Genomic DNA, 14,801 nt, shown 5'->3' with positions numbered 1-14,801 from the left:
GAGAACCGAGAGAGAAGAGCCGATCATGAACATCTCGAAGACGCAGCGGGGGCGCGCCACGGCCGCCGTCTCCCTCGCGGCGGTGCTCGCCCTGACGGCGACCGCCTGCGGCGACGACGGCAGCGACAGCGGCAACGAGGGCAGCGGCAAGGGCGAGATCACCTTCTGGGACAACAACGGCGGTCCGCGCACCGCCGTCTGGAAGGAGATCATCCAGGACTTCGAGAAGAAGTACCCGGACATCAAGGTCAAGTACGTGCCGATCCCGATCGCCGACGTGCAGTCCAAGTACGACACGGCCATCGCGGGCGGCGGCGTGCCGGACGTCGGCGGCGTCGGCACCGCCTACCTGGCCAACATCGTCTCCCAGGAGGCCCTGGAACCGCTGGGCGACCGCATCAAGGACTCCTCGCTGAACGGCAAGCTCGTCGAGGGCATGGTCGAGAGCGTCAAGGACGCGGCCGGCCGGGGCGGCGAGATGTACACCGTGCCGACCTCCGCGAACAACGGCGCGCTGTGGTACCGCACCGACCTCTTCAAGGCGGCGGGCCTCGAAGCGCCGACCACCTGGGCGAAGTTCTACGAGGCGGCCGAGAAGCTGACCGACGCCGGGAACAACAAGTTCGGCTACACCATCCGCGGCGGCGCCGGCTCGATCGCCCAGGCCATCGACGCGGCGTACGGGCAGTCGGGCATCACGGAGTTCTGGAACGGCGACAAGACCACCCTCAACGACCCGAAGAACGTGGCGGCGCTGGAGAAGTACGCCGCCCTCTACAAGAAGGCGACGCCGTCCGCCGACGTCAACAACGACTTCACCAAGATGGTCGCCCAGTTCGACACCGGCACCATCGGCATGCTGAGCCACAACCTCGGCTCCTACCAGGACCACCTGAAGGCCCTCGGCAAGGACAAGTTCGCCGGCATACCCAACCCGATCGGCGACGGCGGCACCCGCGTCCAGGTCTCCAACCCGGTCGACGGCCTCGGTCTGTTCAAGGCGAGCAAGAACAAGACGGCCGCCTGGAAGTTCATCGAGTTCGCCGCCTCGCACGAGTCGAACAGCAAGTGGAACGAGTCCGCCGGCGCCATCCCGGCCAACACCGAGGCCGCCAAGGACCCGTGGATCAGCGAGGCCGCGCCGACCGAGCTGGCCGCGAAGGCCCTCACCGACGGCTCCACCAAGATCGTGCAGCTGCCGTACTACCTGCCCGACTGGAACAACATCAGCAAGGCCGACAACGAGCCGGAGTTCCAGAAGCTGCTGCTCGGCAAGGTCACGGCCAAGGCGTTCCTGGACAAGATGGCCGACGAGCTGAACGCGGCCCAGAAGGAGTGGAAGGAGCGGAGCGAGGGCTGACCCCGCTCCCGCCGGCGCGGGGCCGGCGGCGGGACCGTCCCAAACGGCCCGCCCCGCCCCGCCGCCCCTGCCCTTCTGCGTACCCACCCACGAGAGAGGCAGTTCCCCCGTGTCACTCACCCGCAGGCAGACCGCGGCAGCGCTCGCCGCGCTGCCCCTGGCGCTCGCCGCCACCCCGGCGACGGCGCACGGCGCCGCCCGCCGCACCCGCACCGTGCACATCGCGGGCGACTCGACGGCCGCGCAGAAGTACGCCGACGCCGCCCCCGAGACCGGCTGGGGCATGGCCCTGCCGTTCTTCCTCGGCCACGGGCTCACCGTGGCCAACCACGCCGTGAACGGCCGCAGTTCCAAGAGCTTCATCGACGAGGGACTGCTCGCCGCCCTGCTGCCGGACGTCCGCCCGGACGACCTCCTGCTGATCCAGTTCGGGCACAACGACGAGAAGACCGAGGACCCGGCGCGCGGCACCGACCCGTACACCACCTACCAGGACCACCTGCGCGTCTACATCGCCGAGGCCCGCGCCCGGCGCGCCCGGCCCGTGCTCATCACCCCGGTCGAGCGCCGCAGGTTCGCCGCCGACGGCACCGCGAAAGCCACCCACGGCGACTACCCGGCCGCCATGCGCGCCCTGGCCGCCGAGCAGCGGGTCCCCCTGCTCGACCTCCAGGCCCGCACCCTCGCACGCTGGCAGGAACTCGGCCCCGACGGCACCGAGGCGTACTTCAACTGGCTGGCGCCCGGCGAGTCCCCCAACTACCCCGACGGGCGGCAGGACAACACCCACTTCCGGCCCGCCGGCGCCGTCGAGGTCGCCCGGATGACGGCGCACGCCCTGCTCGACGCGCGCGTGCTCGCCCCGCGTGAACTGCGCCGGCTCGGCGCCCGCATACCCGAGACGTGGATCAGCTGGCCGCCGGCCTCCTGACGCCCGCGCCACCCCCCTTTCTCCTCCTTCCACAGGTCCCGCACCAGAACCGAGGATTTGTCATGTCCGCATACACCTCTGCTCGCAGGAACCGCGCCCGTGCCGTCGCCGTCGCGATGGGCTGCGCCTCGCTGGCCCTCGCCCTGAGCGTCCCCGCCCAGGCGGCCCCGCACCCGCACGGAAAGAAGGGCATCGAGCGCGCCGTCCTCGCCAAGGGCGACGGCTGGGCCTCCGCCGAGGGCTCCACCACCGGCGGTGCCGCCGCGACGCCCGACCACGTCTACACCGTCCACAACCGCGCCGAACTCATCGCCGCCTTCGAGGACGCGGGCGACGCGCCGAAGATCGTCCGGATCGCCGGGACCATCCACGGCAACGCCGACGCCGAGGGCAACCCGATCGACTGCGAGGCCTACCAGACGGACGGCTACACCCTGGACAAGTACCTCGCCGCCTACGACCCCGAGACCTGGGGCCGCGAGGAGGTCCCCTCCGGGCCGATGGAGGACGCCCGGCTCGCCTCCGCCAAGCTCCAGAAGGCCGCCGTCAACGTCTACGTGCCGTCCAACACCACGCTGATCGGCGTCGGCAAGGACGCCACGGTCATCGGCGCCTCGATCCAGATCCAGAACGTCTCCAACGTCATCGTCCGCAACATCAGCTTCGAGGACACCTACGACTGCTTCCCGCAGTGGGACCCGACCGACGGCGAGACCGGCCACTGGAACTCCGAGTACGACAACCTCGTCGTCTACGGCTCCGACCACGTCTGGGTCGACCACAACACCTTCAGCGACGGGGACCGCTCCGACGCCGACCAGCCCCGCTACTTCAACGAGCTGTACCAGCAGCACGACGGGCTCTTCGACATCGTCAAGGGCGCCGACCTGGTCACCGCCTCGTGGAACGTCCTCAAGGACCACGACAAGACGATGCTGATCGGCAACAGCGACAAGGCCGGCGACACCGACCGGGGCAAGCTCCGCGTCACCCTGCACCACAACCTGTTCAAGGACCTCAACGAGCGCGCGCCCCGCGTCCGCTTCGGCCAGGTCGACTCGTACAACAACCACTTCGTCGCCACGAAGGGCAGCGTCTACGGCTACACGTACGGGATCGGCGCCGAGTCCCACCTGGTCGCCGAGCACAACGCGTTCTCGCTGAGCGGCGAGTTCGACAAGGCGAAGATCCTCAAGAAGTGGTCCGAGTCCTCGCTGACGGCCTCCGACAACTGGGTCAACGGCCGCCGCACGGACCTGATCGCCGTCCACAACGCGGGCGTTCCCGAGGAGCAGCTGACCACGGGCGCCGGCTGGACCCCGACCCTGCGCAACCGGGTCGACCACCCGCTGCTGGTCCCGCTCACCGTGGGCCTCGGCGCGGGCGCGGGCCGGCTGCCCGGCGCCTGACAGCCGCCCCCCTTCCTCCGCCGGCGCCCGCGCGGCGCCGGCGGAGGCCGCCCCCGCAAAGGAGTACCCATGCCCACCCGCCGTGCCGCCCTGGCCCTCCTCGCCGGCTCCACCACCGCACTCGCCCTCTCCACCGCCCCGCCCGCCGCCGCCCACGCCCGCCCCTTCGGCCGCTACGGCTCACCCGCCCGCCGCCTCGACCGCGCGACCCTGTACGTCGACGCCCGGGGCCGGGGCGACCACACCACCGTCCAGGCCGCCGTGGACGCGGCCACCGGCACCGGGCGCACCCTGGTCATCGCCCCGGGCACCTACCGGGAGACCGTCGACATCCCGGCCGACCGGACCGGCCTCACCCTCATCGGCGCGAGCGGCGACCCGCGCGACACGGTGATCGTGTACGACAACGCCAACGGCACCCCGCGCCCCGACGGCTCGGGCACCTACGGCACCAGCGGGTCCGCCACCGTCACCGCCCGGCCCGCCGGACTCACCGCCCGCGATCTGACCTTCGCCAACGACTGGCTGCGCGCCGACCACCCGGACTACACCGGCACCCAGGCCGTCGCCGTCAAGGTGACCGGCGACCGCTCGTCGTTCACCGGCTGCCGCTTCCTGGGCCACCAGGACACGCTGTACGCGGACTCCCCGTCGCTCACCGTCTTCGCCCGGCAGTACTACCGCGACTGCTACGTGGAAGGGGACGTCGACTTCGTCTTCGGCCGGGCGTCGGCGGTCTGGGACCGCTGCCACTTCCGCACCCTGGTCCGCACCGACCTGGCCGGGCCGCCCCACGGCTTCGTCTTCGCGCCCAGCACCGCCGGGACCAACCCGCACGGCTTCCTGGTGCTGCGCTCCCGCGTCACCAGCACCGCCCCCCGCGGGTACTTCAAGCTGGCCCGCCCCTGGGTGCCGTCCTCGGACCTCACCGCGCACCCGATGCTGACCGTGCGCGAAAGCCACCTCGGCGCGGGCATCGACACGGACGAGCCGTACGGCACCATGTCGGCCGGCTTCCCGTGGCAGGACCAGCGGTTCGCGGAGTACCGCAACACGGGCCCGGGCGCCCGCGTCACCGTCCCCGCCGGCCGGCCGCAGCTCTCCCGGACCGAGGCGCGGGAGCACACCCCGGCCGCGTGGTTCGGCGACTGGCGGCCGTAGGGGGCCGGGGGCCGGTCAGCGCGAACGCCGGAAGCGGTCGCCCACCGACGCCTTTCCGCCCGAGGCACGGACCGCGTGCGCGGTCACGTAGTCGCCGGTGGCGTCCCGGTCGCCCTCCGCGTGGTTGTACTGCCCGGCGAACGTGTGCGTGCCGGCCGGGACGGTCCGCCCGGCACGCAGCGTCCACCGGTAGACCAGAAAGCCGCCGCTCTCGTTCACCGAGACGGTGAAGTCCGGCTCGGGCAGCGAGCGCCAGGAGCCGGTGCTGTTCACCCCGCCGGTCTGGGCGACCCGCAGCTCCACGGTGAGCGCGGACAGCGGCTCGGTGGTCCGCAGCGTGACGTTGCTCTGCGCCCAGTACGCGTTGGAGTGCGGGTCCACCACGCCACCGGTCCACAGCGGTCCGTCCTCGGGCCGCAGCCCACCGGGGGCCGCCGCGTCACCGGGTGCCTTCGCGGCGGGGGAGTCCGGCGCCGGGGAGTCAGGGGCCCCGGAGTCAGGGGCGGCGGAGGGCGCCGAGGCCGCCTGCCCGCCGCGCGCCCGGTCGTCGTCGCCCGCCGTGGTGACCGCGAACGCCCCGGCCGCCAGCACCCCGCAGACCGCCGCCGTCGCCCCGGCCACGCGCAGCCACGGGCGCACCGCGCGCGGCGGGCGCACGGACCGGGGTGCCGGGCCGCCGCCCGCCATCCCGCGCTCGATCCGGGCCAGCATCCGGGCCCGGTCGGGGCGGTGGGCCCCGGCGGCCTCCCGCAGCCGCCCGGACAGCTCCTCGTCCTTCACCGGTCTCCTCCGCTGCGCTGCGCCTCGACGGCCGTCCGGACCCGCGCGGCGGGCGTCCCGGTCCCCGGGGGCGTCTTGCCGATCATGGCCGGGTCCGCGACGCCTGGCACGGCATCTCGCCGCGTCGCCGGAACATCCCGATGGCTCCGCCGTCACGACGCTCCGGCGCCTCGCTGCGCACCGCACCGGACGCCGCGGCCCGTCCGACCCCGACCGGCAGGACGCCCCCGAGCAGCCGCTGCAGTTCCGCGACGCCGCGCGAGGTCTGGCTCTTCACCGTGCCCACCGAGATCCCCAGCACCAGCGCGGTGTCCCGCTCCGAGAGGTCGAAGGCGTGCCGCAGCACCACGCAGGCCCGCTTGCGGAACGGCAGCCGCCGCAACGCCTCCTGCACGTCCACCACCGCCGGCACGTCGGGCCCCTCGGCCACCCCGTCGTCCCCACCGCCGCGCGGCGCCCAGAAAAGGGCGATCCGGCGCCGCTCGCGGACCGCGCTGCGGATGCGCGTCCGGGCCAGGTTGGCGACCACGCCCCGCGCGTACGCCACCGGGTGCCCGGCCTCGCGGACCCGGTCCCAGCGGTGCCAGAGCGCGAGCAGGGCGTCGGCCGCGAGATCGTCGGCGGCGTCGGCCTCACCGGTCAGCAGATGGGCGAGGCGGGCCAGTTCCGCGTAATGGGCCTCGAAGAAGTCGTGGAACTCGGCGGCGGCGGCATCGTCGACTGCTGTGCCCACGGCTACCTCGTCCCCCTGCGCTCGCACGCCCGGCCCGTCCGGATACGCCCCCGCCGGGGCGTGAGCGTACCGCAAGCGCTTCGACAGCGGGACGGGGCTACCGCCGCAGCGCCGCCTCCATCATCTTCCTGGCGACCGGCGCCGCGAGCCCGTTGCCGCTGACCTCCGACGCCGTCGAGCCGGAGTCCTCCACGACCACCGCGACCGCGACCTCCTGGCCGCCGGACTTCGCGTACGAGGTGAACCAGGCGTACGGCGTGTTGCTGTTGTCCACGCCGTTCTCGGCGGTGCCCGTCTTGCCGCCGACCTCGGCCCCGGCGATCCGGGCGTTGGTGCCGGTGCCCTTCTCCACCACGGTCACCATGGCGCTGCGCAACTGCTTCGCGGTGTCCTCGGAGACGATCCGTTCGGTGTCGCCGTCCGCGAAGTCCTCCAGCGTGCCGCCGTCCCCGTCGGTCACCTCGGAGACCATGTGCGGGGCGGCCAGCTCACCGCCGTTGGCGAGCGCGGCGGAGACCATCGCCATCTGGAGCGGGGTCGCGGTCACCTCGAACTGGCCGATGCCCGTCAGCGCCGTCTGCGCCTTGTCCATGTCCGTCGGATACACGCTCGTCGACGCCCGCACCGGCACGTCCAGCTTCTCGTCGTCGAAGCCGAACTTCTCCGCCATCGCCCGCACCTTGTCCTGGCCCAGGTCGGCGGCGGCCTTGCCGAAGACGTTGTTGCACGAGTACTGGAGGGCGACGCGCAGCGAGGCGTTCTCGCAGGGGGCGGACGCGCTCTCGTTCGGCAGGGGGGTGCTGGTGCCCGGCAGGGTGTACGGGACCGGGCTCCGCGTCGGCTCGTCCACGGAGTCGTACAGCCCGTACTCCAGCGCCGCCGACGCCACGACCAGCTTGAACGTCGAACCGGGCGCGAGCGGCTGCCGCATGGCGCGGTTGACGAGCGGCTTGTCCTCGTCGGCGAGCAGCTTCGACCAGGTGTCGCCGTCGTTCGTGCCGCTGATGTCCGTGGGGTCGTACGACGGGGAGGACACCATGCCCAGGATCTGCCCGCTCCTCGGGTCGATCGCCACGGCCGCGCCCTTGTCGTCGCCGAGCGCGTCGCTCGCCGCCTTCTGGACGTCCGGGTCGATCGTCGTCACCACGTCACCAGGGGCGGACCGCTCGCCGGTCAGCGCGCCCAGCGGACTCTTCAGCCGGTCGTCGGTGCCGTCCAGCACATGGCTGTAGATCCCTTCCAGCTGCGTCGAGCCGTACGCCTGCGAGCTGTAGCCGGTCACGGCCGAGTAGAGGCCGCCCTGCCGGTAGGTGCGCTGGTACGCGAGATCGCCGCCCTCCGTCCGCTTCGAGCCCGTGACCGGCGAACCGGCCACGATGATGTCCCCCAGCGGCTGCGCGTACTGCGCGATGATCTTCCGCCGGTTGTGGTCGTCGTCTGCGAGCGCCTTGGCCTGGTACGCCTGCACCCAGGTCGCCCGCCCGAGGAGGGCGAGGACCAGCAGCAGGCAGAAGACCGAGGCGCGCCTGATCGTCTTGTTCATCCTGCTCGGCAGACGAGCGGGGCCGGGCGAGTCGTTCCCGGTTGTGCCGCTTCTCACCGATTCCTCATACGGTGACCGCGGCGTTCACGGCCGGGCGGGCGGCGGGGCGCGGGATCAGAGCCGGCGGGTGGCGAGCGTCAGCCGGTCGCGCGCGTCGAACAGCGCGTCCTTGACCATCTGCTCGTGCGCGGGGGTCAGCCGGGCGACCGGCACCGAGCAGCTGATCGCGTCCCGGGCCGGGGTGCGGTACGGGACGGCGACGCCGAAGCAGCGCAGCCCCAGCGTGTTCTCCTCGCGGTCCACCGCGTACCCCTGCTCACGGATCTGGTGCAGCTCCTCGATGAGCTTCTCGCGGTCGGTCAGGGTGTGTTCGGTGAGCGCGGGCAGCGTCTCGGGCAGCATCTTGCGGACCTGCTCGTCGCTGTAGGTGGCGAGGAGCGCCTTGCCGAGCGAGGTGGAGTGGGCGGGCAGCCGGCGGCCGACGCGGGTGAAGGGGCGCAGGTAGTGCTGGGACTGGCGGGTCGCGAGGTAGACCACGTTGGTGCCGTCGAGCCGGGCCAGGTGGATGGTCTCGGTGGTGTCGTCGGAGAGCCGGTCCAGGGTGGGGCGGGCCGCGGCGACGACCTCGTCGCCGTCGATGTACGAGGTGCCGACCAGCAGGGCCCGTACGCCGATCCCGTAGCGCGTGCCCGTCGCGTCGGTCTCCACCCAGCCCAGCTCGACCAGGGTGCGCAGCAGCATGTAGAGGCTCGACTTCGGATAGCCGACGGCCTCCTGGACCGCGGCGAGCGAGTGCATGCCGGGCCGCCCGGCGAAGTACTCCAGCAGCTCGACCGTCCGTACCGCGGACTTGACCTGTGCCCCACCCGACTCGGGAACCGACATCGCCCTGTGCCCCTTTCACCCCGCCGACGAAACCCCGCGACTTCTTGCCAACACCGAAGGCCCGGAAATAGAGTCGCTTCACATTCACGTTCAGGAACGCTGTTCAGAATACCGAACAGCTTATACCGGACGACTTCTGATGTGCGGCAGTGGAGCGGAAGGAAACACGGTGGCAGCAACACCAGTCTGGAGCGTCGACCCCCGCACCGGGAACCCGCGCGAGCAGGTTGCGGTGGAGGCCACAGCGGAGGAGGTCGACCGCGCGGTCCGCGCCGCCCACGCGGTACGCGGCTCCCTCGCCGACCGCACCGCGCGCGCCGCGTTCCTGCGCACGGCGGCCGAACTGCTCACCGAGGCCGGGGAACACGTCATCGAGGCCGCCGACGCCGAGACGGCCCTCGGCCCGGCCCGGCTGACCGGCGAACTCGCGCGCACCGCCGCCCAGTTGCGGGCGTTCGCGGAGGTCGTCGACGAGGGCGCCTACCTGGACATCCACATCGACCACGCGGACCCCACCCGCACCCCGCCCTGGCCCGACCTGCGCCGCTACAAGATCCCGCTCGGCGTCGTCGCGGTCTACGCCGCCAGCAACTTCCCGCTCGCCTTCTCCGTGCCCGGCGGCGACACCGCCAGCGCCCTCGCGGCCGGCTGCCCCGTCGTCGTCAAGGCCCACCCGGACCACCCGGCGACCTCCGAGCTGTGCGCCTCGATCCTGCGCCGGGCCGCCGCGCGCACCGGGCTGCCCGAGGACGTCGTCACCCTCGTCCACGGCTTCGAGGCCGGGGTCGCCCTCGTCCGCCACCCGCTCGTCGCCGCCGCCGGCTTCACCGGCTCGGTGCGCGGCGGACGCGCCCTGTTCGACGCCGCCGCCGCCCGCCCGGTCCCCATCCCCTTCCACGGCGAGCTGGGCTCCCTCAACCCCGTCGTCGTCACCGAGGCCGCCGCCGCCGAGCGCGGCGAGGAGATCGGCGCGGGCCTGGCCGGCTCGATGACCATGGGCGTCGGCCAGTTCTGCACCAAGCCCGGATTCGTCCTGGCCCCCGAGGGCGAGGGCGGTGACCGCCTGCTCAAGGCGCTCACCGAGACCGTCAGCGGCACCGAGGCCGGCGTCCTGCTCGACCACCGCATGCGCGACGCCTTCCTCGCCGGGGTCACCGAGCGCGCCGCGCTCCCCGGGGTCGAGGCGCCCGTCACCCCCGGAGCGGGCGGCGAGCACACCGTCGCGGCCGGCTTCCTGACCGTCCCGGCCCGCGAGCTGACCGCCGAGGGCCCGCACGACACGCTTCTGGAGGAGTGCTTCGGCCCGGTCACCGTCGTCGCCCGGTACGCCTCCGAGGACGAGATCACCGCCGTCCTGACCCGCCTGCCCGGCAACCTCACCGCCACCCTCCACATCGCCACCGAGGAGGCCGGAGGCGGCGCGGCGGACCTCCTCGCCGCCCTCACCCCGCTCGCCGGGCGGGTCCTCGTGGGCGGCTGGCCGACCGGCGTCGCCGTCGCCCCCGCCCAGCACCACGGCGGCCCCTACCCGGCCACCACCTCCACCTCCACCTCGGTCGGCGCCACCGCCATCGAGCGCTGGCTGCGCCCGGTCAGCTACCAGACCACCCCCGACGCGCTGCTGCCGCCCGAACTGCGCGACGCCAACCCGCTGGGCCTGCCCCGCCGCGTGAACGGAAGCCCCGCGTGAACCTCCCCGAACTCCCCTTCGCGCTCCGGCCGTACGGCCCCGACGGCGGCTGGACCTACGCGGACGGCGTGCTCACCGGCCGCGCCGGCGCCCGCCAGGACCGCTTCGTCCCGCCGGGCGGCGACAGCCTGGAACCGGCGAGCGACGCGCCCCGGCTGCTGGGCGCCGCCCCGGCGGGCGACTTCCAGCTCATCGCCCGGGTGAAGGTGGGCTTCGCCGCCGCCTTCGACGCGGGCGTGCTCTACCTCCACGCCGGCGACCGGGAATGGGCCAAGCTCTGCCTGGAGCTGTCCCCGGAGCGCCCGACCATCTGCACGGTGGTCACCCGGGGCCACTCCGACGACGTCAACTCCTCCGTCGTGGACGGCGACACCCACTGGCTGCGGCTGAGCCGTACCGGACACGCCTTCGCCTTCCACGCCTCGGCCGACGGCGAGAAGTGGACCTTCGTCCGCGTCTTCACCCTCGGCACCCCGGAGCAGGCGGCCACCGCGTCCGTCGGCTTCCTCGCCCAGTCGCCCACGGGCGACGGCTGCGAGGTGGCCTTCGACCGGATCGCCTTCCGGCCGGAGGGCCCGGCGGACCTCCGCGACGGCAGCTGACCGGGGCCGGGGCGGCGGAACCGGCGCCCCGGCCCGTACGTCCTCCCCACCATGATCCGTACAGCGAGGCGGGACGACCTCGACGCGATAGTCACCCTGCACACCGAGGCCAGGGCCACCTACTACAGCGGCCACCTCGCCGAGGAGGAGTACGCGGGCGCGGCCGAGGCCGGCCGGAGCCGGGACGGCTGGGCCCGCGCGGTGGACCGGGAGGAGACCACCGTGCTCGTCGCCGAGGAGGACGGCGCCCTCGTCGGCGTCGCCGCCCACTCCGTGCGCGACGGGTGGACCTGCCTCACCCAGCTCCACGTCTCCCCGGCGCACTGGCGCGAGGGGGTCGGCAGCGCCCTGCACCTCGCGTGCGTCGCCGACTGGCGGCGGCGCGGAGTCACGCGGGCCCGTCTGGAGGTCTTCGGGCCCAACGAGCGGGCCCGGGCCTTCTACTCCGCCTGCGGCTGGGTCCCCGACCCGGAAACGCCCCGGCACGGCGACCATCTGGTGCTGCGCCTCGCGGTGGCGGAAGCGCCGGGGAGAGGCTGAGCACATGGGCCCGGGCGCGGGAATGGCGCGGGCCCGTCATACGTTTGGGCGGGGAGCGGAGGGTGCCTCCGCGCCCCGCCGCAGCCGTCGACGAGTCCGGAGAGAAGAAGAGTCATGCGCGTCGAGATCTGGAGCGACATCGCCTGCCCCTGGTGTTATGTCGGAAAGGCCCGTTTTGAGAAGGGTCTCGCGGGCTTCGCCCACCGCGACGACGTCGAGGTGGTGCACCGCTCCTTCGAGCTCGACCCCGGCCGCGCCAAGGGCGACACCGAGCTGGTCACCGACATGCTGGCGCGCAAGTACGGGCGCACCCCCGACGAGGTCCGCTCGATGGAGGCCAATGTCGCGGCCAACGCCCGGGCCGAAGGGCTCGGCTATCTCACCGAGGGCCGGGACCACGGCAACACGTTCGACATCCACCGCCTGCTGCACCTCGCCAAGGCCCGTGGCCGCCAGGACGAGCTGCTGGCCCTCGCCTACCGGGCCAACTTCGCCGAGGAGCGGTCCGTCTTCGACGACGCCGTCCTGCTGGACCTGGCCGTCGAGGCGGGGCTGGACGCCGACGAGGCGCGCGCGGTGCTCGCCGACCCGAAGGCGTACGCCGACGAGGTGCGCGCCGACGAGCGGGAGGCGGCCGAGCTGGGCGCCAACGCGGTGCCGTTCTTCGTGTTCGACCGGCGCTACGGCATCTCCGGCGGCCAGCCCGCCGAGGTCTTCGCCCAGGCGCTGGAGCAGGCGTGGAAGGACCGCCCGGTGACCGCCGCCGCCGACGCGGCGGCCTGCGACGCCGACGGGGCCTGCGAGGTCCCCGCAGCCACCCGGAACGCCTGACCCGCCACGCGGGCCGTCCCCGGCGGCCCGCGTTCCCGGCGGTCCGCGTTCCTGGTGGTCCGCGTTTCTGGTGGTCCGCGTCCACGGCGGTCCGCGTCCTCGGTTCCGGACGCATAAGCATCGCTTGGGGCCGCCGTGAGTTTTTGTCAATTGACCCCAGGTCGGCGAGGGTTCACGCTGAGCTCATGACGCACTCTCCGCTCAGCCGTGCCGTAGCCGCCGAGTTCGCGCCCGAGACCACCTACCTCAACACCTCCACCTGCGGGCTGCTGCCCCGCCGCACCGTCGACGCCGTGAAGGCGCTTGCCGACGAGGGCGCCTCCGGCCGCCGCGCCGGTTCCGGAGACTTCGAGGCGGTGGACCGCGCCAGGGACGGCTTCGCGCGGCTCGTCGGCGTAGGGGCCGGCCGGGTCGCCGTCGGCAGCTCCGTCGTCGCCCACGTCGGGCTGATCGCGGCCTCACTGCCCCCGGGGGCCGAAGTGCTCGCCCCCGAGGGCGAGTTCAGCTCTGTCGTCAGCCCCTTCGCGGTCCGCGGCGACCTCGACATGCGGTACGTGCCGCTGGAAGGGCTGGCCGGGGCCGTGCGCCCCTCCACCGCGCTCGTCGCCTTCTCCTCGGTGCAGTCGGCGGACGGCCGCCGCGCCGACCTGGACGCGGTCCGGGCCGCCGCGGCGGCCCACGGCGCCCGTACGCTGCTGGACGCCACCCAGTCCGCGGGCTGGCTGCCGCTGGACGCGGGGGCCTACGACTACACGGTGACCGGCGGCTTCAAGTACCTGCTCTGCCCGCGCGGCACCTCGTTCCTCACCGTCACCGAGGACGCGCAGGAGAGCCTGAAGCCGGTCGACGTGGGCATGGCCGCCTCGGAGGACCCGTGGGGCAGCGTGTACGGACCGGTCGCCAAGCTGGCCTCCGACGCCCACCGCTACGACGAGCCGCCCGTCTACCTCGCGTACCACGGCGCCGAGCACTCCCTCGCCCTGCTCCACGAGATCGGCGTCGACGCGCTGCACGACCACGCCCTCGCGCTGGCCGGCCGCTTCCGCGCCGGGGTGACGGCCCTCGGGCACGAGCCCGTGGCGGCGGACACCGCCGTCGTCGCGGTGCCCGGCCTCGGCGACCGGGCACCGGAGCTCCAGCGGTCCGGGGTGCTGGTCGCCGGCCGGGCGGGCAATCTGCGCGCGTCCTTCCACCTCTACAACACCGAGGCGGACGTGGACCGCGCGCTCGACGTGCTCGCCCGCTGATTCAGGCCAGCGGGGCGCTGTGCCACTTCCACGACGTCACGCGCTCGCGCCCGGGCAGCTCGCCGCGACCGGTGGACCAGAGCAGCACGGCCCACCGGTCCCTGTCGTCCGGCGCGCCGGGGAAGAGCCGGGCCAGCGCCCGGTCGCACAGGGCGGCGGGCGGTTCCCAGGAGACGCCCAGGGCCGAGGCGATGTCATGGGCGTGCACCAGGGTCTCCACGACGCCCATGGCCGCGAAGCCCTCCGCGTCGGAGACCCCGTAGCTGTGGAACGAGCGGGTGGCCGGCGAGGCCGTACGGACCATCGCGGCCAGCAGCGCGCCGCTCGCCTCCACGGTCTGGAGCAGCCCCGCCACACCCGCCTCCGGGTCCGCGAAGACCGCGTTCCACGGGCCGCCCTCGCGCCGGGGGCCCCAGTGGTACGGCACCTCGGTCTCCACCGACGGCGTACGCGGGCCCAGCTGGACGGCGTACGCGAAGAGGTCGTCGCTCAGGTGCTCCGCGGTCTCCCGGCAGTCCCACGTCAGCGTCCCGGCCGGGACGCGCCAGTCGCCCTCCGCCGCGCCGGTGAGGGCGTCGACCGCCAGCCGGACCGCCCGCGTCACGTCGTCCGCGGTCACCGGCAGCCGCGTACCGCTGAGCGCCGCCCGCTCGGCCGCGCCGCACTCCACGCAGAACTCGTTGCCCTCCGGGTCGGCCAGCGTCGCCCAGCCCCGTCCGTTCGGTTTGCGGTGGTCGGCGACCAGGGTCGCGCCGAGGGCCAGCAGCCGTTCGACCTCCTCGTCCCGGGTGCGGTCCTCGGGCTTGATGTCCAGGTGGACGCGGTTCTTGCCCTGCTTGCGGTCCGGCACGGTGACGAACAGCAGGGCGGCGCCCGGCGCTTCGACCAGGGCCTCGGGGTCGCCGGGGTGGTCCTCGTCGGAGAGCGGGGCGCCGAGCACGGCCGACCAGAAGGTGCCCAGCGTGTAGGCGTCGGCGCAGTCGATGGTGATGTGTTGCACGTGGGATGTCATGCGCTCACTGTCGCCGCCGGTCCCGCGCCGGTCCACCGAGATATGCCGGAGGGGGGTGGCACGGGAATCCGTGCCAC

The 14,801-nt window shown here is 73.5% G+C and carries 14 protein-coding genes; 9 read left to right on the top strand and 5 right to left on the bottom strand.

What is annotated here, in order from left to right:
* Positions 1 to 25 precede the first annotated feature (25 nt).
* The 4 genes from FKN01_RS10410 to FKN01_RS10395 all read left to right on the top strand — a co-directional run bounded on the left by FKN01_RS10410 (position 26) and on the right by FKN01_RS10395 (position 4,861).
* Entirely contained in the window at positions 26 to 1,360 is a 1,335-nt protein-coding gene (locus FKN01_RS10410; RefSeq protein ID WP_143618849.1) for a sugar ABC transporter substrate-binding protein, read from the top strand.
* Between the two features lie 109 nt (positions 1,361 to 1,469).
* Entirely contained in the window at positions 1,470 to 2,291 is an 822-nt protein-coding gene (locus tag FKN01_RS10405) for a rhamnogalacturonan acetylesterase (RefSeq protein ID WP_143618847.1), read from the top strand.
* A gap of 62 nt (positions 2,292 to 2,353) precedes the next feature.
* Positions 2,354 to 3,700 carry a polysaccharide lyase family 1 protein gene (locus FKN01_RS10400; protein WP_260696845.1) on the top strand — a complete coding sequence of 449 codons (1,347 nt, stop codon included), beginning with the start codon at positions 2,354 to 2,356 and terminating at the stop codon, positions 3,698 to 3,700.
* Positions 3,701 to 3,769: 69 nt separating this feature from the next.
* On the top strand, positions 3,770 to 4,861 hold the full coding sequence (locus FKN01_RS10395; RefSeq protein WP_143618845.1) for a pectinesterase family protein: 1,092 nt from the start codon (positions 3,770 to 3,772) through the stop codon (positions 4,859 to 4,861).
* Positions 4,862 to 4,876: 15 nt separating this feature from the next.
* Here the strand turns inward: FKN01_RS10395 and FKN01_RS10390 are convergent, their stop codons facing one another.
* From FKN01_RS10390 to FKN01_RS10375, 4 genes are all read right to left on the bottom strand, one after another.
* A complete protein-coding gene (locus tag FKN01_RS10390) occupies positions 4,877 to 5,641 on the bottom strand; it encodes a hypothetical protein (RefSeq protein ID WP_143618843.1) in 765 nt (254 codons plus the stop codon).
* 82 nt (positions 5,642 to 5,723) lie between these two features.
* Positions 5,724 to 6,374 carry a SigE family RNA polymerase sigma factor gene (locus tag FKN01_RS10385; RefSeq protein ID WP_143618841.1) on the bottom strand — a complete coding sequence of 217 codons (651 nt, stop codon included), beginning with the start codon at positions 6,372 to 6,374 and terminating at the stop codon, positions 5,724 to 5,726.
* 97 nt (positions 6,375 to 6,471) lie between these two features.
* Complete coding sequence (locus tag FKN01_RS10380) at positions 6,472 to 7,917, bottom strand: penicillin-binding transpeptidase domain-containing protein (protein ID WP_143618839.1); 1,446 nt, start codon at positions 7,915 to 7,917, stop codon at positions 6,472 to 6,474.
* Positions 7,918 to 8,031: 114 nt separating this feature from the next.
* A complete protein-coding gene (locus tag FKN01_RS10375; protein WP_018104665.1) occupies positions 8,032 to 8,802 on the bottom strand; it encodes an IclR family transcriptional regulator in 771 nt (256 codons plus the stop codon).
* Positions 8,803 to 8,971: 169 nt separating this feature from the next.
* Here FKN01_RS10375 and FKN01_RS10370 point away from each other — a divergent pair, with 169 nt between their 5' ends.
* The 5 genes from FKN01_RS10370 (at position 8,972) to FKN01_RS10350 (ending at position 13,712) form a co-directional block, all read left to right on the top strand.
* The gene (locus tag FKN01_RS10370) at positions 8,972 to 10,492 is read left to right on the top strand and encodes an aldehyde dehydrogenase (NADP(+)) (protein ID WP_143618837.1); all 1,521 of its coding nucleotides are present in this window, start codon (positions 8,972 to 8,974) and stop codon (positions 10,490 to 10,492) included.
* The gene (locus FKN01_RS10365; RefSeq protein ID WP_143618835.1) at positions 10,489 to 11,094 is read left to right on the top strand and encodes a DUF1349 domain-containing protein; all 606 of its coding nucleotides are present in this window, start codon (positions 10,489 to 10,491) and stop codon (positions 11,092 to 11,094) included. Before FKN01_RS10370 ends, FKN01_RS10365 begins: the two co-directional genes overlap by 4 nt.
* A gap of 51 nt (positions 11,095 to 11,145) precedes the next feature.
* Positions 11,146 to 11,634 (top strand): GNAT family N-acetyltransferase, encoded by a 489-nt coding sequence (locus FKN01_RS10360; protein WP_143618833.1) that lies wholly within the window; start codon positions 11,146 to 11,148, stop codon positions 11,632 to 11,634.
* 114 nt (positions 11,635 to 11,748) lie between these two features.
* A complete protein-coding gene (locus tag FKN01_RS10355) occupies positions 11,749 to 12,465 on the top strand; it encodes a DsbA family oxidoreductase (RefSeq protein ID WP_143618831.1) in 717 nt (238 codons plus the stop codon).
* Positions 12,466 to 12,650: 185 nt separating this feature from the next.
* Positions 12,651 to 13,712, top strand: a complete 1,062-nt coding sequence (locus FKN01_RS10350; protein ID WP_143618829.1) for an aminotransferase class V-fold PLP-dependent enzyme — start codon at positions 12,651 to 12,653, stop codon at positions 13,710 to 13,712.
* A 1-nt stretch (position 13,713) separates the two neighbouring features.
* Here FKN01_RS10350 and FKN01_RS10345 read toward each other — a convergent pair whose 3' ends face one another.
* On the bottom strand, positions 13,714 to 14,724 hold the full coding sequence (locus FKN01_RS10345; RefSeq protein WP_143618828.1) for a VOC family protein: 1,011 nt from the start codon (positions 14,722 to 14,724) through the stop codon (positions 13,714 to 13,716).
* Positions 14,725 to 14,801: the final 77 nt, after the last annotated feature.

It is taken from the genome of Streptomyces sp. 130, from assembly GCF_007096885.1.
Classification (GTDB): Bacteria; Actinomycetota; Actinomycetes; order Streptomycetales; family Streptomycetaceae; genus Streptomyces.
Note: the sequence above shows the minus strand (reverse complement) of the source record. Positions and strands in the feature narration are given on the sequence as shown.

Coding starts and splice junctions, on each gene's coding strand:
- FKN01_RS10350 (WP_143618829.1), top strand. CDS start 12,651: ATGACGCACTCTCCGCTCAGCCGTGCCGTAGCCGCCGAGTTCGCGCCC.
- FKN01_RS10355 (WP_143618831.1), top strand. CDS start 11,749: ATGCGCGTCGAGATCTGGAGCGACATCGCCTGCCCCTGGTGTTATGTC.
- FKN01_RS10360 (WP_143618833.1), top strand. CDS start 11,146: ATGATCCGTACAGCGAGGCGGGACGACCTCGACGCGATAGTCACCCTG.
- FKN01_RS10345 (WP_143618828.1), bottom strand. CDS start 14,724: ATGACATCCCACGTGCAACACATCACCATCGACTGCGCCGACGCCTAC.
- FKN01_RS10375 (WP_018104665.1), bottom strand. CDS start 8,802: ATGTCGGTTCCCGAGTCGGGTGGGGCACAGGTCAAGTCCGCGGTACGG.
- FKN01_RS10395 (WP_143618845.1), top strand. CDS start 3,770: ATGCCCACCCGCCGTGCCGCCCTGGCCCTCCTCGCCGGCTCCACCACC.
- FKN01_RS10380 (WP_143618839.1), bottom strand. CDS start 7,917: ATGAACAAGACGATCAGGCGCGCCTCGGTCTTCTGCCTGCTGCTGGTC.
- FKN01_RS10400 (WP_260696845.1), top strand. CDS start 2,354: ATGTCCGCATACACCTCTGCTCGCAGGAACCGCGCCCGTGCCGTCGCC.
- FKN01_RS10410 (WP_143618849.1), top strand. CDS start 26: ATGAACATCTCGAAGACGCAGCGGGGGCGCGCCACGGCCGCCGTCTCC.